The organism is Nonomuraea sp. NPDC050022 (genome assembly GCF_044460705.1).
Lineage (GTDB): Bacteria > Actinomycetota > Actinomycetes > Streptosporangiales > Streptosporangiaceae > Nonomuraea.
Genome location: NZ_JBITKE010000005.1, coordinates 725,107 through 746,664, shown reverse-complemented (window position 1 = coordinate 746,664; position 21,558 = coordinate 725,107). Strand labels below are relative to the sequence as shown.

General features: G+C 69.2%; 18 protein-coding genes. 7 read left to right on the top strand and 11 right to left on the bottom strand.

Annotated elements, in window-relative coordinates; translation table 11 throughout:
- Positions 1-60: 60 nt before the first annotated feature.
- Positions 61-429, top strand: a complete 369-nt coding sequence (locus ACIBO2_RS25000) for a VOC family protein (RefSeq protein WP_358545504.1) — start codon at positions 61-63, stop codon at positions 427-429.
- 72 nt (positions 430-501) lie between these two features.
- Here the strand turns inward: ACIBO2_RS25000 and ACIBO2_RS24995 are convergent, their stop codons facing one another.
- Positions 502-837: a VOC family protein gene (locus ACIBO2_RS24995; RefSeq protein WP_358545502.1), complete on the bottom strand. Its 336-nt coding sequence runs from the start codon at positions 835-837 to the stop codon at positions 502-504.
- Positions 838-1,378: 541 nt separating this feature from the next.
- Here ACIBO2_RS24995 and ACIBO2_RS24990 point away from each other — a divergent pair.
- Positions 1,379-2,104 (top strand): dienelactone hydrolase family protein, encoded by a 726-nt coding sequence (locus tag ACIBO2_RS24990; protein WP_358545501.1) that lies wholly within the window; start codon positions 1,379-1,381, stop codon positions 2,102-2,104.
- Between the two features lie 159 nt (positions 2,105-2,263).
- On the opposite strand, the gene ACIBO2_RS24985 is transcribed toward ACIBO2_RS24990, so the two are convergent.
- The gene (locus tag ACIBO2_RS24985; RefSeq protein ID WP_358545499.1) at positions 2,264-3,142 is read right to left on the bottom strand and encodes a DUF1963 domain-containing protein; all 879 of its coding nucleotides are present in this window, start codon (positions 3,140-3,142) and stop codon (positions 2,264-2,266) included.
- Between the two features lie 488 nt (positions 3,143-3,630).
- Here ACIBO2_RS24985 and ACIBO2_RS24980 point away from each other — a divergent pair, with 488 nt between their 5' ends.
- Entirely contained in the window at positions 3,631-4,986 is a 1,356-nt protein-coding gene (locus ACIBO2_RS24980; protein WP_397299608.1) for a DUF1996 domain-containing protein, read from the top strand.
- A gap of 112 nt (positions 4,987-5,098) precedes the next feature.
- Here the strand turns inward: ACIBO2_RS24980 and ACIBO2_RS24975 are convergent, their stop codons facing one another.
- The 5 genes from ACIBO2_RS24975 to ACIBO2_RS24955 form a co-directional block, all read right to left on the bottom strand.
- Entirely contained in the window at positions 5,099-5,239 is a 141-nt protein-coding gene (locus ACIBO2_RS24975; protein ID WP_358545495.1) for a hypothetical protein, read from the bottom strand.
- A gap of 318 nt (positions 5,240-5,557) precedes the next feature.
- A complete protein-coding gene (locus tag ACIBO2_RS24970) occupies positions 5,558-6,226 on the bottom strand; it encodes a DUF2993 domain-containing protein (RefSeq protein ID WP_397299605.1) in 669 nt (222 codons plus the stop codon).
- 54 nt (positions 6,227-6,280) lie between these two features.
- Positions 6,281-7,147 carry a hypothetical protein gene (locus ACIBO2_RS24965; RefSeq protein WP_358545493.1) on the bottom strand — a complete coding sequence of 289 codons (867 nt, stop codon included), beginning with the start codon at positions 7,145-7,147 and terminating at the stop codon, positions 6,281-6,283.
- Positions 7,144-7,485, bottom strand: coding sequence for a PadR family transcriptional regulator (locus ACIBO2_RS24960; protein ID WP_397299601.1), 342 nt, complete (start codon positions 7,483-7,485; stop codon positions 7,144-7,146). The genes ACIBO2_RS24965 and ACIBO2_RS24960 overlap by 4 nt, the downstream gene beginning before the upstream one ends.
- A gap of 203 nt (positions 7,486-7,688) precedes the next feature.
- The gene (locus tag ACIBO2_RS24955) at positions 7,689-8,741 is read right to left on the bottom strand and encodes a hypothetical protein (RefSeq protein WP_358545490.1); all 1,053 of its coding nucleotides are present in this window, start codon (positions 8,739-8,741) and stop codon (positions 7,689-7,691) included.
- A gap of 335 nt (positions 8,742-9,076) precedes the next feature.
- Here ACIBO2_RS24955 and ACIBO2_RS24950 point away from each other — a divergent pair, with 335 nt between their 5' ends.
- On the top strand, positions 9,077-9,235 hold the full coding sequence (locus ACIBO2_RS24950; RefSeq protein ID WP_358545488.1) for a hypothetical protein: 159 nt from the start codon (positions 9,077-9,079) through the stop codon (positions 9,233-9,235).
- 145 nt (positions 9,236-9,380) lie between these two features.
- On the opposite strand, the gene ACIBO2_RS24945 is transcribed toward ACIBO2_RS24950, so the two are convergent.
- Positions 9,381-10,019: a response regulator gene (locus tag ACIBO2_RS24945; protein WP_397299597.1), complete on the bottom strand. Its 639-nt coding sequence runs from the start codon at positions 10,017-10,019 to the stop codon at positions 9,381-9,383.
- A complete protein-coding gene (locus ACIBO2_RS24940) occupies positions 10,016-12,001 on the bottom strand; it encodes a sensor histidine kinase (protein ID WP_397299594.1) in 1,986 nt (661 codons plus the stop codon). Before ACIBO2_RS24940 ends, ACIBO2_RS24945 begins: the two co-directional genes overlap by 4 nt.
- A gap of 166 nt (positions 12,002-12,167) precedes the next feature.
- Here ACIBO2_RS24940 and ACIBO2_RS24935 point away from each other — a divergent pair, with 166 nt between their 5' ends.
- Positions 12,168-12,881 (top strand): hypothetical protein, encoded by a 714-nt coding sequence (locus tag ACIBO2_RS24935; RefSeq protein ID WP_358545484.1) that lies wholly within the window; start codon positions 12,168-12,170, stop codon positions 12,879-12,881.
- A gap of 14 nt (positions 12,882-12,895) precedes the next feature.
- Here the strand turns inward: ACIBO2_RS24935 and ACIBO2_RS24930 are convergent, their stop codons facing one another.
- Entirely contained in the window at positions 12,896-13,915 is a 1,020-nt protein-coding gene (locus ACIBO2_RS24930; protein WP_397299591.1) for a LacI family DNA-binding transcriptional regulator, read from the bottom strand.
- Between the two features lie 404 nt (positions 13,916-14,319).
- On the opposite strand from ACIBO2_RS24930, the gene ACIBO2_RS24925 reads away from it, so the two are divergent.
- Positions 14,320-16,512, top strand: coding sequence for a glycoside hydrolase family 36 protein (locus tag ACIBO2_RS24925; protein ID WP_397299902.1), 2,193 nt, complete (start codon positions 14,320-14,322; stop codon positions 16,510-16,512).
- An 83-nt stretch (positions 16,513-16,595) separates the two neighbouring features.
- Positions 16,596-20,747: a discoidin domain-containing protein gene (locus ACIBO2_RS24920; RefSeq protein ID WP_397299589.1), complete on the top strand. Its 4,152-nt coding sequence runs from the start codon at positions 16,596-16,598 to the stop codon at positions 20,745-20,747.
- Positions 20,748-20,877: 130 nt separating this feature from the next.
- Here ACIBO2_RS24920 and ACIBO2_RS24915 read toward each other — a convergent pair whose 3' ends face one another.
- The gene (locus ACIBO2_RS24915; protein ID WP_397299586.1) at positions 20,878-21,504 is read right to left on the bottom strand and encodes a TetR/AcrR family transcriptional regulator; all 627 of its coding nucleotides are present in this window, start codon (positions 21,502-21,504) and stop codon (positions 20,878-20,880) included.
- Positions 21,505-21,558: the final 54 nt, after the last annotated feature.

Here is a 21,558-nt window from a genome sequence, read left to right as displayed (position 1 = left end):
AGTATTCTGACATAGATTCGCCTGTGTCAGAAAGCTGACACGAAGAGAGGGAGCATCATCATGCCCGCCACCGGCCCCGACTTCATCTCGCTCCAAGCGCGCGACCTCGACGCTTCGCAGGCGTTCTACGAGCAGTACCTCGGCCTCGTCCGCTCGCAGACCGGACCTCCGCACGCCGTCGTCTTCGAGACGAAGCCGATCGCGTTCGCACTGCGCGACATCGTTCCCGGCACCGATCTCGCATCCGTTGCTCAGCCCGGCATCGGTGCCGCGATCTGGCTTCACGCCACCGACGTCCAAGCCATTCACGATGCTCTGGTCGCCGACGGTCACACCATCGTCTCCGCACCGATCGACGGCCCCTTCGGCCGGACATTCACCTTCGCCGACCCCGACGGCTACCAGATCACTCTCCACGATCGCGCCTGACAGGCCAGACGCCACCGGACGATCACCGGCCCCCGGAGACCGAGGTTGCGCCCGAGGCTCGAGAATCCAGGCTCAGGGCCAGGTCTTGGCCTCGGACTCGAACACCGCGCGGTCGCTCTCCACGGGCAGCACGCACATGAGATGACCGCCGGGGACGCGCAGGGTGCGGCACTCCTGCCACTGCGCCACCTCACTCGCGCCCAGGGCGAGCAGGCGCGGGGTCTCCGCCTCGACGTCGTCGGTCTCGATGTCCACGTGGAAGCAGGGCGCGTCGTCGACCGACGGCACGGCCACCAGCGGGCCGGGCTCGGGCAAGGCGCCAGCCGGCGGGCGCGTCCGTCGGCCTGTGGCCTGCAGCTCTCGTTTGGGCGTGGCGCCGGCCTGTCTCCTGCCGCCCACTTGAGGCATCGCCAGCGAAGCCGAGGCACCTGTTGGTGTTTGTCAACGAGACCGAGGCAGCTGTCGACCTTGACCGCTATGGTTGGCCGGACTTGATCGCCAGATCGCTTCGAGGTCCGGGTCTCAGCGGTCGGCGGTGTTGTCACCGACCCTGGAGCAAGCCGTTGATCGAAGTTCTGACACCGATTCGCAAGATAAGGATCAAGCAGGCGTACATCCCCGAGGCGCGAGCGGTCCTCCCTGACGGGGACACCTGTGTGGCTATGAAGGTGGATCCGAGAGCCATGCCCGTGGGTCTGGGGCATGGCTCTCGTGACGCTGTGTGAGGGGTGGGCTGGAATATGCCAGAAACCTGCCGCGAGGGTCAGTCTCCAGCCCCGTGGCCAGGGCAGGTGATCCGATAACGCTGCCGCGAGAACGGGGTTTGTGACGGACCTTGTGAGCCATCGCCGCATTTCAGAGGCACACCCGCAGTGTTCTGCCAGCGGTGAACTCTGCCAGCGGTGAACACCGGCCCGACCGGGATCGACGATCACTACAGTCCAGTCTCATGACGACAGTGACAACCCGCACGGTCGAGTACCCGGCCGACGGCCTGACGATGATCGGGCACCTTGCGCTTCCCTCCGGCACCGGGCGCCGCCCCGCGGTGTTGCTCGGACCAGAGGGCCCAGGGCTCAGCGACGTCGAGTGCCGCCGAGCCGATGCGCTCGCCGAGCTGGGATACGTGGCGCTGGCCTTCGACCTCCACGGCGGGCGCTTGCTCACCGACCCCGAGGAGATGCTGGCCCGTTGCATGCCGCTGCTCGCCGACCCCGACCGGATGCGGGGCATCGGCCACGCGGCGCTCGACGTGCTGCGCGCCGAACCGCGGACCGACCCCGACCGGATCGCCGCCGTCGGCTACGGCACCGGGGGCGCCATCGGGCTGGAGCTCGGGCGCGACGGCGTCGACCTCCGCGCGATCGGGACAGTCAACGCACTGACCACGGGCCGACCGGGCGAGGCGGCGCGCATTCGCTGCCCGGTGTGGGCCGGGGTCGGGTCGGAAGACCCGATCATGCCGCCCGCGCAACGGGACGCGTTCACCGCCGAGATGCAGGCCGCGGGCGTCGACTGGCGCCTCGTGGTCTACGGCGGCGCCTTGCACGCCTTCCACCACCCGCCGGTCGACCACACCGTGGTCCCCGGCGTCGGCTACCACCCACGGCACGCGCAGCGAGCCTGGCGCGACGTCGTCGACCTGCTCGCCGAGTGCCTGCCCGTGACGGAGTGATCTGGTCAGTCCAAGGCCTTGCACCATGACCTTCACCCCGGACGGTCGACTGGTGTACTCCTTCCCCGGCGCCTTCGGGGCCGTGGAGGTGTGGCCGGCGCTCTCAGAGCTCACCGAATGAGACAGCTGTGCTCACTAACGGGTCACGAGATCGCGGTTCTACCAGTCGTCGGGGTTGGCTCGCACCTGGCTCATGTCGCCTGCCCGGAGTGCTTTGGCCGGGGCGACGAACCGCACAATGCCCCCGTCGCCCCACTCCCACATGTCGGTGCCGGCCAGAGTGAGCAGGTGAGCATAGGGCTCCTCCTGCGACAACTCCTGCAACAGGTCAACGCCGTAGCTGCGGATCGGCGGCCAACCGAACGCCTGATTGCTCATGCCACCCCACTGGATGCCTTGCTCGTCCACGCAGTACCGCGGCCAGGCATCCTCGCCGAACTTGTCGACCACCAGCCAGCCGGGATCCACGCGGTAAAGCGATGACCGCTCGATCTCATCTCCGTAATCGAGGGTGCTGAGCACCGGATCGCAGTCGTAGGACGACATCGAGGGCAAAGTGACGGCAGGTTTGGCGTGCATCCCAACCCGGTCGAACCTCGGGGCCGGATCCGGTGCCGGGACCTCGACCGCGCGTTGCGGGTCGGCAGGCACGACCCGGCATACCCGCGGATCGTCATAGCTGAAGCTGCCGGCATCTTTCGGAACCTCCCTGGATCCGGTCCATGGATCCAAGAAGAAGAAATTGAGCAGCGCGGACCCGGTCGACGGGATCTGATCACCGAGCCATGGGCCGAGCGCGCCGACATCGAGCACGGCGTACAGGCTGAGCGGCACACCCGCGTACACAGGCCACTGTGTGCCCGGCTCCAGCAGCGCCGGGCCGCCCCACCGGCACAGCCCGGTCGCCGCGGCATCCTCATCCGCGGGCTTCAGATCGAACCCGGGCCGCGCCAACGCCGCCAGCTGGCCCCCCACGTGTTCACCCAGATGTTCAACGCACAGCTCACGCACGCTGGACAGCATCTCTTCGTACCTCACCCGACCATGAAAGCAGCACAATGCACCTGAAGATCACCAGTTCCGAGCACCCAGCGCAGTGGCACGGGTCTTCTCCGGGTTCGTTCCCGGTGAGTTCGAGCTCCGGGGCCGCGTCGACGAAACGATCCGCGAACGCGATCTCCGCTGGGTGCGGTTTGTTCTCAGTAACTGGAGCGATCAAGCCGTGAGGACATATCCGTCCTGGTAGTCGGTCTGATGGACACGCTCGTGTTGCCGGGCGACGTGGTAACTCCAGTACTCCTCTAGATGACCATGGGCGACCAGCGCACGGAGCCTCAACACCGCGGCCGCTCGCGGGTCGGCAGGCGACCGCCTCGCCGTACGCGCGAGGCGTGGCCCCTGACTGGCCCTCGTCATGGATTTGTAAGCACAATTCGCGACAAATGACCGAACTGCTCCCGTATGTACTCCCGTATCCCCCGGAGACCGGACTTCCACCCGGGTCATGAGACTTAAAGGAGCAACACATGCGAAATCCGCTCGGGGGAAGACGGCTCAGACCGTGGCGAGTGGCCCTTGCCATAGGGGGAAGCATCGCACTTGTCCTGGCCGGCTCCCCATTGTCCGCGCAGGCGGGCACGACGGCGGCGCAGACCATCGTCTGTCCCAGCGTCGCGGACAAGCTTCCTGAGGTACCCGCCAGGGCCAGGGCCGAAGTCGACCGGAACCTCGCCCTCCTGCAGACCCAGATCCAGGAAGCCAACAATCGCCTCGCCCGCTCAGCCGGAGAAGGAGGCCCCAACTTCATCCAAAACGCCATCCTCGGCCCACTCGCCGACAAACGAGTCGCGACCCTCGACCGCATCGCCATCGCCATCGGCCGCGTCGCCCAACGACCCACCGGCCTCAACGCCTTCGCCACCTGCACACTCACCAACAGCGGCGACAACAGCGGCGACAACAACGGCGACGGAGACGGCCAAGGCGATGGGGACAACCCCGCGGAGGGTTTCGGCCCGTTCCCCGAGGACTTCATCGACATCCGTCAGGTTCAGCCGGGCCAGTCCAACATCGGCACCTTCGGGCGCTTCGGCAACAACGGCTCTCGCGGCACTTTCGTCTCCCAGTGCGGCAGGAACGAAAACCGCCACAACAACACGGCCAACTTCATCGTCGCTCCCGGCGTGGAGGACGGGGCGCACCACCTGCACGACTACGTGGGCAACCTGTCGACGGACGGATTCTCCACCGACGAGAGCCTGGCCGCGGCGGGCACGACGTGCCAGCGAGGCGACCTGTCCACGTACTTCTGGCCCGTGCTCAGGGACCGTACGTCCAACGAGAACGCCAACGACCCGGAAGGGAACGTCGGCCAGGTGCTGACGGCGCGTTCAGTGCGGCTCCAGTTCGGCGGCAACGCGACCTCGAAGGTCGTGGCGATGCCGAGGTTCCTCAGGCTGATCATGGGTGACGCCAAGGCCGCGACGAACGGCGGTGCCAACGCGCGCGCCGCGTGGACCTGCACGGGATTCCAGAACCGCATTACGCCCAACAAGTACCCGCTGTGCCCGCGCGGCAGTCTGGTCGTTCGCATCCTGGACTTCCCCAGTTGCTGGGATGGGCAGAACACCGACAGCGCCAACCACCGCACCCATGTGGTCTTCCCCGGCCAGAACGGCGGCTGCCCCCAGGGCACCCAGGCGATTCCGCAGTTGCGCATGACCCTGACGTACGCCGTGCCGCAGGGTCAGTCGTTCGCCGTGGACGCCTTCCCCGAGCAGAAGCACAACCCGGTCACCGACCACGCCGACTTCGCCAACGTCATGCCGGACAACCTGATGCGCTTCGTCGTCGACTGCATCAACAGGGGGCGCCGTTGCTGATCTGAACGACGCACCCGGCCGGACCGCCCCCGAGAAGGGGGTGGTCCGGCCTTCGGGTCTATCGGGTTTGCCCGCAGTGCTCCGGCCTTCAGTCTTCAAGCCGGGGAGGAGCTCAAGGAACGGTCACGCCGGGCACCCGCTGCGCCCGCCGGACGAACTGCTTGGCGTCGATGATTCCCTTGATCGACCTCAGAATGATCACTGCTCCAAACGCCACGAACAGCAGCGGAAAGTACGGGAACAGATCTTCCAACGTGGATCTCCTTGGATCGCCTGCATCGTAGAACGTCCGAGAGCACCGTAGGTTCCCGCGTAGTGGTGGCTCTAGGTGGTGCGGTCACACGCACCGACAAGGTCGGCACCCAACACGGTCGGGTGTTGGCTGCCTTGCGCAGGATTCCGTGCCGCCGAACCGGCCAGAGGTGGTCGCGAGCCTAACCTGGGCAAAGGGGCAGCGCTGACCTGCGGCACGACACCTGGGCCCGGACGGCTTCGAGGAAGTGGCGGAGCTCAGCCTCGGCGCCTGCTGTGTCCACCCTCTTCGCGGACGACAGGGCGAAATGGTGTCATCTCATCCACGGATCGGCACGTCGAACGCCTCGGCGGAGAACTCCAGTCCTTCCGGCACGCTTTTGACCCTGGTCAGCTTCACGTCGAAGGGCAGGTCCCCCTTGAACGGGATCGGGTAGGAGATCAGCTGTGCGATCTGGTCAGGCACGGGCACGCCCTGGATCTTGTCGGCTTGGAGCTTGATCCGCCCGTCGGCGACCTCGACGCGCATCTCGGCGTTGAACTTCACCTTGTCCGCCCCGATCGTTACCTCCCCCGAGGCCGTGAGCCGTCGCCCGTTGCCGCCGATCTTCACGCCGCTCGGCGCGTATTCGTCGATCGTCGTCCTGGTGAGGGTGCCGCTGATGCTCACGCGACCTGCCTGGACACGGGCTTGATTCCGCAGGACATCGGCCAGGGGCGCCGTCACGTCGTACGCGGCGCCCCTCAGGTTCCTGACCGGCACGCCGCCGTAGCTGAAAGTGCCGAGATTGAACCGCACTTCTGGATAGCGCCCCGACACGGCCTGCGTGAGAAACGGGATGCCCTCGATTGACACAGCCGGCGTGCCGGAAAGGCCGGGAGTGGCGGCGATTCTGTTTGCCAGGTCGCGCTCGACGTTCGCTACGGCGACTCGGTCGATGATGAGGAGGACGACGAGCGCGATCAGGAAAACGATCACTTTGCGCATGGGGGACTCCGCATGCGTCGGCGGCCGCGGAAGGTCTTGGCTGCCGTTCCGGCATCACTCATCCGTCGATGACCCGCTTAACGCCGGCGTCCTTGAACGGAAGGCGGCGACCAGAAACCCGGCCGACCCCAGCCCCAACAGCGCGACCCCCCACAACCCAACCATCATGAGCTGGGGGAACATCGCCAGCATGACCGGCGAGAGCACCACCACGCTCCTGCGCCCTACTGGAGACTGTGCGGCCACTCCGCAGACCACCGCACACAGCCCGAGCAGGAGCAGTTCGGGCGGCACTCCGACCTCCCGCAGGGCAGCCTCCAGCTGCCACGTCACGACGACTACCGCCAGAGCCGCCCCGGACCACGTTAGGATCCGCCCGCGCCCCACCAGTGACAGCCCTTGACGCGGCTGCGCCACCCCCGTCAGCGCCGCCGCCACAAGCGCGAAAGAGCCAACGATGCCGCTGAGTGTCACGCTTATATCGAAGGAGACGCCTCTGGCCGACAACATCGCCGCGGCGGTCATGCCCGCGCTGAACAGGAGTGCCCAGATCCACGCGACCGCCGCAGCAGGCCAGCGGCGATTGGTCCAGGCCAGGAAGACGGTCAGGATGCCCATCAGAAGCAGCTCACCGCTGATGCGCAACTGCATCTGGTAGATGAGTAACACTATGGGACCGACCACCGCGACGACACGCATCGCATCCCGCCACCGCGCCATGGACTCCGGCCCGAACGCCCAGCGCGCGCGGATCGCGGCGGCTCCCTTGACGAGGTCGAGGGTGTCACGCGGCTCCGGACGGCTCTGCCCTGGCCGCGCCGACTCCATCAGCACACTGAGCATCTCCTCCTCGTGCCGCTCGCGGTGCTCGCGCGGGTACCAGCGGAGAAGGCTGCGGTAACGCCGTTCGAGGTCGCTCACGCGACACCTCCGGCGGGGCGCGTGTGCAGCCGGGCGGCGGCGGTCCTGGCGTTGCGCCGCAGCCGTTCGACCTCGGCGGCCAGACGGGCGCTGCCCTCGTCGGTGAGCCGGTAGTAGCGCCGCAACCGCCCGCCGACGATCTCCTCCCGGTCCTCCGCGATCAGGCCTTCGGACTGGAGCCGGTCCAGGGCGGCGTACAGAGTGCCGGCCCGCAACCGGACCTCACTCTCGGAGATGCGCTCCACATCGGTGATGATGCCGTAGCCGTGCTGGGGCTCGGTGGCCAGCGCGGTGAGTATGAGGAACGAAGGCTCCTGTAAAGGGCGTAACTTGGACACAGGATCTTTATATACCGATAGTCGGTATATTGGAAGGATCTAGAAGTCGATTCCGATGTCCTCAGCGACGTACCGGACCTCAAGAAGGCGGAACCCGACCACTCACCATGAACACCGACACGAGCCCCCCGAACACCGACAGTTTTAAGTGCAACCGACAGTTGCCCGCATCGCCTCGCGATCAACATCAGGTATTACGGTCGTCAGCAGGAGTCGTCGACGTCGATGACGCCCACCTCTTCGGGACCCACCAGAACCAGTTGGGCGCCTTCACCGCGAAACTCCAGCGGCCAGCCGCTGCTGTACGCGAGCAGCGGCTTCTTGCTGTCACCGGCGATCCGTTTGGTGAGCGTGTCGATGAGGTCGTGAAGGATTGGGATGACGAGCTGGTCTACGGGTGGCTCAGGGCCGTCCAAGTCGTCGTCCGCGCTCAAGCACACAGCCAGGGCCATGTTGGCGGCGGCTTGTTCGGTCTCGGCAAGTACGGTGACCAGGGCTTCGTCGTCTAGGAACCGGAAGTCATCAGCATCCTTTTTCCACGTGCGGAAGATGGCATCGGCATCGGTGTCCAGGACGAGGCCGTGCGGTTCGACGGCTACCTCGAAGCCGACCTCGTTGTTGTTGTTCATCCAGAGGAACTGGCTGAGCAGCGTCGTGTCCCAGGTGATCCGCGCGTCAAGTCCGGCGGGCTCGCCGGCTGATGGCACTGCGGTGCTCGGAGCCACGGACAGTCGGCACGCTTTTCCATCGTGATCGCGTACGAGGAGGTGCAGTTCGTCGTCAAGCCGAGCGCCGCCCGGCTCGGCGGCGACATGGATCCGCAGCAGGTGTTCGCAGGCCCACTGGGTCAGTACACCGGCAAGGAAGCCCACCAGCGGTCGTACGCGGTGGTCGAGCGGTCCGGAACCCGCGTCTAAGGTCTCGGTCAGGGTCTCGATGACGAAGGCGGCCGCCTCGTCGGGTCGGCCCGCTGAAGCCCGCTGGCCGCAGTGATAGTCCAGGCCTTCCTCGAACTCCAGCAGCTCGGCCTCGACGGGGAAACGGTCCCCGTGTGCGCCGAACGTCTCCGGGAATCGGCCGTACTCGCTCACCTTTGTCAGTGGCGGCGGCGATTCCCAGTCCTCGTTGAACACGCGGGGCGCACTGCCGCCGATGACCTGCACGCGCCATGCGGGGAGGCCGGTTCGCGAGTCGGACGGCAGCCACTGCTCGAGTAGACGCGCGGTCGTTGTGAGCAGGTGTTCCTCGATGGCCATGTTCGGTACTTTCTGGTCGGTCCATAGCATTTCGCAGGAGGGCGATCAGCCTAGCGATCAAGCAGCGGGTCGGAGTGGTGGGCGCGTAGAGCTCAGGTCTGGAGTGTGCTGTCCCGGGGTGGTCGGCTTGGCGAAGAGCCCTCTCCGGCCGGGCGATGGGCGGACGCAGAAGCCTGGGGCTGGCGAAAGGCGCGGCTTTGGCGGGCGGGGCAGGATGTGTACTTCAGCGGTCGTGGCGCGCTTGTGGTGCCGACGTTCGGCGGGGCGGACGACCCCTACTTCGGGTTGCCGTTGTGGTTGCGGCGGGCTTGTTGTGGGCGTACAACGTGCCGCATTTGGAGTTGCTGGAGGGGTACGTGGCCGCGTTTCAGCGTGAGCGGCCCAGGCCGGCGGGGTCGCAGACGTTGCTGGAGCGGTTGCCCGCGTGGATGAAGGCGGCCGGCAACCGGGCCGAGGTGCTCGCCGCGATCCGAGCGCTGCGTGACGGAGCGTAAGGGGGTTCGTCCAAGCCGGGGGAGCAAGGATCGGCCCTGCCGCTGGCTATGGCAGGCGGTATCTGCTCAACCCACAGGCTGGTTCCAGGGTGTTGACCAACGACACTGGTTTGCGGCTGCGCGCCCTTCATATGAAGCAGAAAAGTCAGGGGCGGCCGAGGCCGGCGTCGCGGGCGCGGATGATGGCTTCGGCGCGGTCGGCCACCTGGAGCTTGGTGAAGATGCTGGAGATGTGGTTGGCGACCGTTTTCGGAGCGATGACCAGGTGGCGGGCGATCTGGCCATTGGGACGGCCGGCGGCGATGAGATCGAGGATCTCCCGCTCGCGGCCGGTGAGCTCGGGAAAGGGGTCCTGGACGGCCGGCGGGGCGGCGAAGAAGCCCAGTACCCGGCGGGCCACGCCGGGGCCGAAGATGGCCTGGCCGGCGGCGACGGCGTGGATGGCGCGGGCGATCTCGTCCTGCTGGGCGCCCTTGAGCAGATAGCCGCGGGCACCGGCACGCATCGCGGAGAACACCGAGTCGTCGTCCTCGTACATGGTGAGCATGAGCACCGCGACCTCGGGCGCCGCCTGGGCGATCTGGCGGGTGGCCTCGATGCCGTCCAGACGCGGCATCTGGATGTCCATGACCAGGACGTCGGGCTTGTGCGTCACCGCCTCGCGTACGGCGGCGTGGCCGTCGGCCGCCTCCGCCACGACGGTCAGGCCGCTGATGGAGTCCAGTAACGCGCGCAGGCCGCTGCGCACCACTGGGTGGTCGTCGGCCAGCACAATTCTGATCATGTCGCCCCCAAAGGTAGCGTGGCCGTCACCCGGCCGCCGGTGGGCTCGGGGCCCGCGATGCAGGTGCCGCCCAGTTCGGCCGCGCGCTCGCGCATCGATCGCATGCCGACTCCCGGCGGCCACGCGCCGGATCCACTTCCGTCGTCGGCCACCTCAACGTGCAGGTAATGGGCGGCCGGGTGTCCGTCAGCGTGGATCCGTATACGCACTCGGCCGGCGCTGGAGTGCCGGACCGCGTTGGTGAGGGCCTCCACCGCGATCCGGTACGCCGCCGCCTCCACAGCCGCGGGCAGGGCGGGAAGGCCGGCGGCCTCGACGCGTACCGTCAAGCCGGGGCGTTCGAGCTGGGCGGCGCGTTGCCGGATCGCGCCGGCCAGGCCGAGGTCGTCCAGGGCCGGCGGCCGAAGGTCGTAGACGAGCCGCCGGATGTCGTCAATGGCCTGAGCGGTTTCGGTGCGAAGTTCGGTTAGGAGCGCCAGGGCGGAGCCGGGGTCGGTGACCAGGAGGTTGCCTGCGGCATCGGCCTTGAACGTCACGCCGGTCAGCACCGGGCCCAGGCCGTCGTGCAGATCGCGGCGCAGGCGCCGCCGTTCCTCCTCGCGGGCCGCCACCAGGGCCTCGCGGGAACGCTGCAACTGCTCGGAGAGGGCGACCGCGTGCACCGCCACCGACAGCGGCGCCGCCAGCAGCTCCAGGACCGCCCGGTCCGGGCCGCCGAGGCGTTTCTCACCGGCACGCAGGCCGATGACCACCTCACCCACCCGTACCCCGCCGTAGGTGAGCGGGATCGTGTGCAGCAGTTCAGGCGGTGCGCCGCAGGCCGCCACCTCGGTGTCATCGGTGCGGAGGGCGGCGAACGGCAGGCGCAGCGCCTCCCGTACGGCCTCCAGCACTCCGGGAAGACCGGTGTCCAGCCGCGCCCCGACCCGTGACACCGCCCGTACGGGATCGGCGCGGTCCCCGTACACGATCCGGTCCACGATGCGCTGGAGGCGTACGCGCACCGGGTTGAACCCCACGGCGATCAGCACGGTGACCGCCGCCGAGCTGCCCAGCCCGGCCTCACGCCGCATCACGTTGTCGAGCAGGGCCACCAGGCCGACGTACGAGGCGACGACGGCGGCCGTGAGCAGCGCGTACAGCACCGTTCTCGAGAGCACCAGCCGGATGTCGAGCAGTTGGTGGCGCAGGATCGCCACGGTCATCGCGGCGGGAATGAGCGGGATCGCGAGCAAGACGTAGACCGGCGCGTTCTGCAGAACCCCCCACGGCACCAGCACGATCAGGACGAGCAGCACCGCCTGCATCAGCCACAGCAGCTGACGGCGCCTCTGCTCGTCTCCGCGCTGGTAGCGCACCACCAGCGCCACCAGGCCTACCGCCATGGCGGCCAGGCCGCGCACCTCGACCGCCGTCCACAGCGGGTCAAGGTCGGCGTGGATGATCAGGTAACCGGGAATTCCGTCGACGACGGGATCCGGGCTGGTGCCCATCTCCAGCGCGAACAGCGGTGAGGTCACCACGGTGGCCCACATCAGCCGCCGAAAGACGGGACGACCGTCGGGGAAGAGCTGCAGGATCAGCGGCAGGCACAACCCGATCGACCACGGCCACGCCCACGACGCGACGGTGACGAGCGTGCGAATCAGTCCGCCGGGCCAACCGTCGCGCACACCGGCCTCGGCCAGAGGGACGATCGCGGCCGTCGTCGCGTGCCCGATCCCGGCGGCCAGCAACAGCCAGCCGACCGGGTTGCGAGGTCGGTGCCAGGCCACCAGGACACCGCCGATCGGAAACGACAGGCCCATCGCCGCGTTGGTCACCACGAAGTGGTCCCACGCCTCGATCCAGGTCATCCCGGCCACCGCACTGCCGATCACGGCGACGGCGACCTCGGCAACGGCGATGCCGAAGAGCCCGGCGGCCAGTACGACCGGCCACCGTGCCTGCGCCGGCGAGGTGGCGGAATCACCCGGTGTCATGAGCACATGATGAGGTGCACAGGCCCGGCTGTCGTGGGTGTGCGCTCCTGGGACGGCCGGGAAATCCTCCGGGCCTCTCGGCGGCCCTGGCCCATGCGCCTGGGAACGGCGAAGGCGGACGCTGCTGGCATCTGACCTCCACCCCTACGATCTCGGAGGCTCTTGCATGACTACCGCCATGCCCACGACCAGGCGCGAGGCCGTCCCGCCGCTGCGTGCCGCGCTCGCGCTGCTCATCCCGGTCGGCCCGCTGGCCGTCGCGATCCTGCGGGCCATCCTGCCGTACTCTACGACCGACGACTCAGCCGGGCTCGTCGGCAAGGTCGCCGCCCACCAGGACGCCCAGAATGTGGTGCTGTGGCTCGCCTTCGCCGCCACCCTGACGCTGGTGCCGGGGACGATCGCGATCGGCCTGCTCGCGGTCCGGCGCGCCCCCCGGCTGGGGACGGCCGGGATGGTGCTGACCGTTGCCGGCTTCTCCTCGCTGTACGCCGTAGGGGTCAGCGACCACGTCGCGCTGTCAGCGGTCCGCGATGGCCTCGACCTCGGTTCGGCCGCACGGCTCCTCGACGACGTGCAAGGTCTGCCCGCCGTCTCGGCGGCCACCATGCTGTTCGTCCTCGGCCACATCATCGGCGTGGCTCTGCTCGGGGCCGCGCTGTGGCGAGGCGGAACTGTTCCCGCCTGGGCCGGGATGGCTTTGATCGTCTCCCAGCCCTTGCACGCCGTGTTCGCCGCCGTCGTGCCGAACGCCGCGCTCGACGGGCTGGCCTGGGGGCTGACCGCGATGGGCTTCGCGGCCGCGGCGTTCGCCTTCGCCCGCCACCAGGGTGGGTCCATCCGCCCACAGGACAGGCGCGAGGACGGCAGCGTCCGGTGATCCGATCCGTCGTGTCACCCTCGTGGCGGAGCGGTCGACTCCCGCACCACGAGCTGGGGTACCACGACGCTCGAGGTCGCGGTCATGTCGCCGTCGACGAGCTGTTCGAGCATGGTGAAGGCCCGCTCTCCGAGGTCCTCGAAGTCCTGATCGACGGTGGTGAGTGACGGCTGCCACATGGCGACCAGCGGCTGGTCGTCGAACCCGACGACAGAGATGTCACGGGGTACGTGTATCCCGCGGTCGGCCAGTGCGCGCATGAGGCCGATGGCGATCTCGTCATTGCCGCACAGGACGGCGGTCACGTCGTCACGGCCGGCGATCCGCTCGCCCCAGCGGAATCCAGAGGTGACGTCCCACTCGGCGTTCATCACCGCGGGGACGGGAATCTTGGCGTCGGTCAGTGCGGCGCGCCAGCCGTCGGTGCGCCCGGAGTGCTTTCCCGCGGTTGGGCCCGCGATGTGGTGGACAGTCCGGTGCCCGAGCCGGAGCAGGTACTCGGTGGCCTTCCGTGCGGCCGTGCGCTCGTCGATGAGCGCGGCGGGGACGCCGCCGGGCCGGCGCGAGCCACCGCCTGCCACGATCACGGGGAGCCCGTCGGGGAGCATGTGCCGGGCGTTGATCCCGGCGCGATCGAACTCCAGGACGATCGCTCCGGCGGTCGGCTGGGCGAGCGCGAGATCGATGGCGCGCTTGACGTCGTCGTCCTCGCCTGACTCCACGACGGTGATCGTCACCGACATTCCCGCCTTGCGGGCCGCGGTCTCGATGCCCTGGAGGGTGCGGGCGTAACCGTAGTTGGCCGTCGCTCCGGCGAAGACCGAGACGAGGGTGCGCCGACCGGAGCGCATCGAGCGCGCGGCGCCGTTCGGGCGGTAGCCCAGGCGCTCGATCGCCTCGTGGACGCGGTTGGCGAGCTCGGGAGCGACGTACTTGGTCCCGTTGAGGACACGCGAGACGGTCGGCACGGACACCTGGGCGGCGCGGGCGACATCGGCCAGAACTGGTGCGCGGTAGCCCTTCTGCGTGGTCATGCACCGAGGATATGCGCTGCACTCGTTGGATCATCGTTTTCCCACCGGCGTACGGCAGCAGATTTCCTGGAGGTAGCGAATCGGCTACGGGCTCTTGTCAAGATGTTGGGCGTATGTAGGATAACGATATCCCAAACAGGGGCTCAGAGGTGGGTCAGTTGGTGCGGGATGTCAGTACGATTCCTCGCCGGGCCGACCGTGCGGGGATGTGTCCACGCGCCCGGGGATAACGATTTCCCGTCGAGATGATTCGGGAGCGTGCACAGGCCGTCTCGAAAGAGAGAGCTGATGAGGATCAAGCGCACCCGCTCCGTGACGACAGGGATCGCCGCCGTGGCGACCGCGCTCGGGTGGCGCGACGAGTGGACGATCGACCCGGTCACCGGAGTGGTCGCGTGACCGTCATGCTGCCTGGGCTGCCCGAGGAGGACGAGCAGCACCTCGAGTGGGGCAACGACGTCCTCCGGCTCGTGATCGCTCACGGGCCGGACACCGCCCCCCGGCTCGTGGCCCTCTGGCACGCCGCCGAAGGCGGGCCGGACCTGATGGCGTTGCGTCGTTCGGCACTGCCGGTGCTGGAGACGGCGGTCCTGGGCGAGGGCCGGTCCGGGACGTCCGGCAAGCGACACGTCGACGGCGCGGCCGCCCAGCGGCTGCGCCTCACCGGCCACCGCGAGCGGCGCGACGGCGACCGCACATGTCTGGAGCTCGACCTCGCCGAGGAGGAGGCCGGGCTGCGCGCCCGCGTCACGTACGAGGTGCACGACGGCGTGCCGGTGGTGCGGTCGTCGGCGACGGTCACCGCGGTCCGCCCGGCGGTCCTCGACCACGCGACCACCGGCGTACTCTCGGGCCTCGGTCATGGCGCCCGCTGGGAGGAGGAGCTCGTGCTCTGGGCGGCGGCCAACCCCTGGAGCGGCGAGTTCCGCTGGCACTGCGCCACGCTCGCCGAGCGCGGGCTGATCGATGTCGGCATGGTGCGCCACGGCCAGGTCGGATCCAAGAACCGCGTCAGCCTGACCTCCACCGGCGCCTGGTCCACGTCCGAGTACCTCGCCCAGGGCATCGTCGAGGACACCCGCACAGGACGGATGCTCGCCTGGCAGGTCGAGACCAACGGCGCCTGGCACGCCGAGCTCGGCGACCGGTACGACGACGTCTACCTGCTCGCCACCGGACCGACGGCCCTGGAGCACCAGTGGGCCGGCGCCGTGGGACCCGGAACGCAGGTGCGGACCGTGCCGGTCAGCCTCGCCGTCGTGCCCGGGCACCCGGACGGGCGCGAGACCATCCTTGGCGCGGTCGCCGCCGCATTGACCACGCACCGCCGTCGCGTCCGCCGCCCGCACCCCGACCACGACCGGTTGCCCGTCGTCTACAACGACTTCCTGAACGGCCTGATGTCCGACTCGACGACCGAGCGGGTCCTGCCCCTGGTCGAGGCCGCCGCCGACCTGGGCGCCGAGTACTACGTCATGGACGCCGGCTGGTACGACGACGAGCGCGGCGGGTGGTGGGACTCCGTTGGCGCCTGGGAGCCCTCCGTCAACCGGTTCCCTGGCGGAGGGCTCGGGGCCGTGCTCGACCGGATCCGCGACCTGGGGATGAAGCCGGGGCTGTGGCTCGAGCCCGAGGTCGTCGGCGTGCGCAGCCCAGTCGCCCGGAGCCTGCCCGCCGAGGCCTTCTTCCAGCGGCGCGGGCACCGGGTCACCGAGTGGGGCCGCCACCAGCTCGACCTGCGCCACCCAGCGGCCCGCGGCCACCTGGACGCGGTCGTCGACCGCCTCGTGGGAGAGTTCGGCCTGGCCTACCTCAAGCTCGACTACAACGTCGACATCGGCCCGGGGACCGACGCCGGGCGCGGCGAGCCGCTGGGCAACGGGTTGCTCGGCCACGACCGCGCCCTGCTCGACTGGGTCGGCGCGGTCATGGACCGGCACCCGGGCCTGGTCGTCGAGGGCTGTGCCGCCGGAGGCTCACGCACCGACGCCGCGACCGGGGCCGTGTTCCCGATCCAGTCGCTTACCGACCAGCAGGACTTCCGGCTCACACCCCCCATCGCGGTCGCCGCGCCCCTGGCGATCCCGCCCGAGCAGGCCGGTGTGTGGGCGTCCCTCGACGGGACGATGACTCTTGAGGAGACGGCGTTCTCCCTGGTGACCGCCCTGCTATCGCGGGTCCATCTGGCCGGGCGGATCGACACCCTGCGCCCCGGGCAGCAGGCCGCCGTCCGCGAGGCGCTGGCCGTCCACCGCGCCGTCCGCCACGCCGCGGCGAGATCCGTGCCCGTATGGCCCCTCGGCCTGCCCGGCTGGCGCGACCCGTGGGTCGCACTCGGCGCACGCGACGGCGGAGACCTGTACCTGGCGATCTGGCGCCGTGACGACGAGGGCCGTGAGACCCGAGGCGGGGACAGCGTGCACCTGCGGCTACCCGGGATGGTCGCCACCGGGGGCGTGCAGGTCCTGTACCCGACGTGGGGCGGCGAGTCCGCCGCGGTCATCGACGGCGGCACCGCGGTCGAGGTCAAGCTGCCGGCACCGCTGTCCGCCCGGCTCCTGCGCGTCCAGGTCGCCGACCGGCTGGGCCCTTCGTGATGAAGGCGACCAGAGGCCTTCGTTTTTGAGCAGGGGGACAGCGCGGCCGACGGCCGGCGGCGTCCCACGAGAGGAGACCAACGATGATCACCACGAGACTCGACCGGCTACGACGCTGGCGGCGCAGGGCCGCGGCCAGCGTGGTCGTGGTCGCACTGAGCACCACACTCACCGTGCCGGCCGACGCGGCGGCCGCCGAGGTCACCGGGACGGCGTTACCCAAGATCGTCGAGACGACGAGCGACGCCGGGTTCGTCCACCCAGGCGTCGGACTGACCGCCGGCAACCTGGAGAACATGCGGACCCAGGTGCTCGCGGGCACCAAGCCGTGGGCCGGCTACTACGACGCGATGATCCAGACCGGGTTCGCCTCAAGGACTTTCAAGGCGCAGAACGCGGGCACGTCGGACGAGCAGCCGCTCAGCGACGCCTACAACGCCGTCTCGATGCGCTCCCGCGCGCTCAACGACGGCGTGGGCGCGCTGACGCAGGCGCTGCGGTACGTCGTGACCGGCGAGGAGGTGTACCGGGCCAACGCACTGCACGTCATCCGCACGTGGAGCAGCCTGGACCCGGCCAAGTACCGCTACTTCGCCGACGCGCACATCCACACCGGCGATCCGCTGTACAAGATGCTCGTGGCCGCCGAGATCATCCGGTCCACCACCCCGGTCAACGACACCCTCGACGGGTACGACCTGCGCTGGACCGACCGCGACCAGCAGCGGATCAAGGACAACCTGATCCACCCGGTCCTGAACACGTTCCTGTACTCCCAGAACCGGCTGTGGAACCAGCACCTGTACGGCGTGGTCGGCATGATCGCGGCCGCCATCTTCCTGGATGACGCCGACCTGTACGCCGAGCGCGTCGAGTGGTACACCGTCAACTCGACCTACACCAGCGAGCACACGATCAACGGCGGCGACGTCAACGGGTCCCTCGCCTCGCTCTTCCGCGTCATCTCCGCCGAGGACAAAATCAACCCGTACGGACACGATTTCGTCCAGCACATGGAGATGGGGCGCGACCAGGCGCACGCGCAGGGCGACGTCGACATCCTGACGACGCTCGCACGGATCGTGAACAACCAGGGCACCCGGCTCGACCCGGTGGCCGGCACCGTGTCCACCGCCGGGAACGCCGTCAGCCCGTACGAGTTCCTCGGCAACCGGACCCTGGCCGGCGGCGACGTCTTCTACGCGTTCATGCTCGGCGAGGACGTGCCCTACGTCGACACCTCCGGCGGATCCGGCAAGCTCTCCCAGGCCTACCGCGGGCGGCTGATCGACTCGGTCAGCGAGCTGTACTACCAGTACACCTATGTCGCCGGCGTCGATGTCAAGGCCAAGGCGCCGCACGTCGCCGAGGTCTTCGCGCACCGCGACGGCCCGCTCTACTACAACGGCACCGGGGTGGCGAACTTCTGGAACCTGCGTGGCTCGGACTTCAACGCCGCCGAGTACTGGGTGGCGTTCCCGCCTGAGCTCGCCGGTTCCAGCGACTCGGTGCCACCGCTTCAGGACGGTCCCGAGCTCGATGTCGCCCAGTTCGGCCACGCCGTCGGCGACGGCGCGCAGCCGGGCGCCGACGAGGACGGCATCCGGTACGTGCGCCTCGACGCCGCCGACGAGGGGCGGCTCGCGGTGCGCCGGGCCGTGTGGCCTGGCCGCGTCGGAACCGCGCTCATCGGGTTCAAGGTCCGCACCGATGCGGCCGCGACCCTCGAGGTCCGGCCCACGCCGGGCGTCCAGACGCACGCGACCGTCCAGCTCCCCGACACCGGGGGGAAGTGGCGCTACGTCACGCTCGACATCGACCAGGCCAGGCACCCCATCTCCCCGGTGGGCGACAACATCGTGTTCCTGCGCGCCACCGGTGGCAACGGGCACGTCGACGTCGCGGGAGTGCTCGCTCAGGCGAACGGGACGCTGACCCCGGCCGTCTTCGCCGCCGGCGACTCCTTGGCCGCCGTGGCCGTGGCCGGCGAGCCGTTCACCCGCATGCTGTCGGCAACAGGCGGCAGCCCGATCACGTTCCGTATGCAGGGCTCGCCGTCGTCGGCCACCCTGTCCAGCGACGGAAAGCTCACCTGGACCCCTTCCGCCGGCGACACCGGAAACCACACGTTCCTTGTCGTCGCCTCCGTCGGGGAGACCGACACCGCGCTGCCGATCACCGTCACGGTCGCCAAAGACCGGGCGGCGGCCGTCGAGGCGAGCCTCGACGGGCTCAAAGCGCCCGAGACGTACACGACGGCCACGTGGACCGACGTCGCCGCCGCTCGGGACGCCGCTCTGGCCGCGGTCGCCGACGCCGGCTCCGCCGAGTTCGCGACCCTGCTCGAGAACCTGCGCGTCGCCGTCGACGGTCTCGCACTGCTCAACCCGCGGCTGGAAGACAAAACGCTCGACTTCTCCAGGATCGTCACCTCCCCGCTGTCCACCCCGACCCTCGTCGCCCTGACCGACGGCGACAACCAGACCACCTGGGGCGACCAGCGCGTGCAGAGCATCGTGCTCGACTTCGGCGTCGGCTACCGGCTCCGCGCCGACGGGTTCGGGTTCCTCGCCCGGGACACCTTCCCCAACCGTGCCGAGGGCACCAACGTCTACGGCTCCGTCGACGGTCAGACCTGGACCCTGCTCACGGAGCACCCGAACGCCGGCGACGACGTCGGCATCGAGCGGGTCCCGGTCCGCGCCGACCTGCGGGACACCGCCTACCGGTATCTCAAACTGCAGGTCGACGAACCCGGCGTGCCGTCCGACCCCGCCTACCCGGGCATCTGGACCCTCGCCGACTTCCGCATCGATGGCGAGCGCTCCGAGGTGGGCCTGGACACCGTCCTGGACCTGGCCGATGCCGTCGACTTCGCCCCGTACTCCCGCGCATCCGCGATCCTGTTCACCCGTGAGGCCGCCGCTGTGCGGGCCCTGGCGCTGGAACAGGGCGCGGACACCCGGGCGCTGGCCGTCCGCCTCCTCGACGCCTGGGAACTGCTGGAGCCCGCCCCGGTCGGGGTCGCCAAGGTCCAGCAGCCGTGGGTCACCGCCAGCAGCCCGTCCTGGGACGGGCGCAAGGACGCCGCCGCCAACGGCTGGTCGATGTTCGACGGCAACGTCACGACTTTCACCGACACGACCCAGTCCTCCGGGTGGGTCAGCGTGGTCCCGGACGACGGCGCCACCTTCACGGTGAAGACCGTGCGATTCCTGCCCAGGGACGGGTTCGCCTCCCGGGCGAGTGGCGTCCAGTTCCAGGGCTCCGGCGACGGCGGGCAGACCTGGCAGACCTTCGCCACCGCCGGCACCGTGACCAGCACCGCCTGGAACGAGATCACCCTCGACCGGCCGGTGACCTACGGGGCCGTGCGCGTCCTGGCGCCGTCGGGCAACACCAACCTCGCGGAGGTCCAGCTCGTGCGGACGATCGTGGACACCACGGCCGTGCGGCTCTACCTGGCCGAGACCGACGGACTCGCGAAGGACGACTGGACGCCGGAGAGCTGGGCGACGCTCACCAACGCACGCACGTCCACCTCCGCGCTGGTCGCCGACGGGGCCGAACCGACCCAGCAGGCCGTCGACGCGGCGGCCGGCGGCCTCGCGAACGCCGTCGCCGCCCTGGAGCCCGCGGTCCCCGTCGGGACCACCACCGAGCCACCCGGCCAGGGTGTCCTGTCGAGCGACAGCGGCTGGGCCGACGGGCTCGCGGATGGCAACCACACCGTCACGATGAGCTTGTGGTGGGGCCCGAACGCCACCCGGGTCAAGCTCTACGAGAACGGCGAACTCATCGCGACCCGCGACCTGACCGACGACACCCCGAACGCCCAGCACGTCTCCGTCCCGGTCACCGGGCGCCCGAACGGTGACTACGAGTACACGGCCGTCCTGATCAACCGGAACGGGCAGAGCACGACCAAGCCGCTGACCGTCCGCGTCACCGACGCCGAACCCGGCGTTGGCGTGCTTTCCCACGACAACTGGGACAAGAACGGCTCGTACACCGTCTCCTTCGACCTGTGGTGGGGGACCAACGGCACGGCCTACCGGTTGTACGAAGACGGCGTGCTCATCGACACCCGGACGCTGACCGCGGCGACCCCCGCTGCCCAGCACGTGTCCACCGCACTGACCGGCCGGGCCGCCGGCGAGCACACCTACCGCGCCGAGTTGGAGAACGCGGCCGGCGTCACCCGGACTCGCGAGATCGTCGTGAAGATCCGCTGACCGGGAAGGCCCCCCGCCACTTCGCGGGGCCTGTTCGAGCACGTGGAGGGCTGGAGATGCCGCGGCGAATGCGCCGTCGGGGGCGGTTGGAGAGAGGAGAACAGGTGTCCGGCCATCAGTGACATGTGACTCATCGGGTGTCGTGCTGGAGTTGTTGCAGGTCGGTCAGCGTCAGGGCGGGGTCGCCGAGGGGTGGCGCGGTCGGGTCGGCGCGTAGGCCGGCGAGGAAGAGGTTGGCGTGCCGGTGGGCGAGGGCTTTTTGGGTCTCATCGGGGATCGGTCCGGGCAGTGGCCGGGACAGTCGGGTGAGCAGCAGTCCGATGTCGCCGAAAACCACGTCTGTGCGGAGCTTGCCGGTTTTGTGGGCTTCCTCCAGCAGTTCCTCGACGAGTCGCGCCGAGGTGGTGCTGGCGGCCTTGAGTTGTGGCTCGTCCATGTCGAGCGCGACCAACAGCGTCGGGATCACCGCCGAGGTCCGTAGGTCCAAGACGGCGTGGACGTAGGCGGCCAGCGCGTCGAGCGGGTCTGGATGGTCGTGTCGGGCTCGCCGCACGGCTTCGATGGTGCCGGTCAACGCGTGGAGGACGACGGCGTGCATGAGTGTGCCGCGATCTGTGAAGCGCCGATACAGCGTGGCGATCCCCACCTCGGCGCGTCGGGCGATCTCCTCCAGCGACGCGCCCGGGCCCTGCTCCACGAACACGTCCCGCGCCGCCTCCAGCAGTCGCTCGTGGTTGCGGCGTGCATCGGCTCGCATCCGCGCTCTCCCTCCTGGCTCCGCCTCACTCTATCAGTAGACGAAGGGATGTCC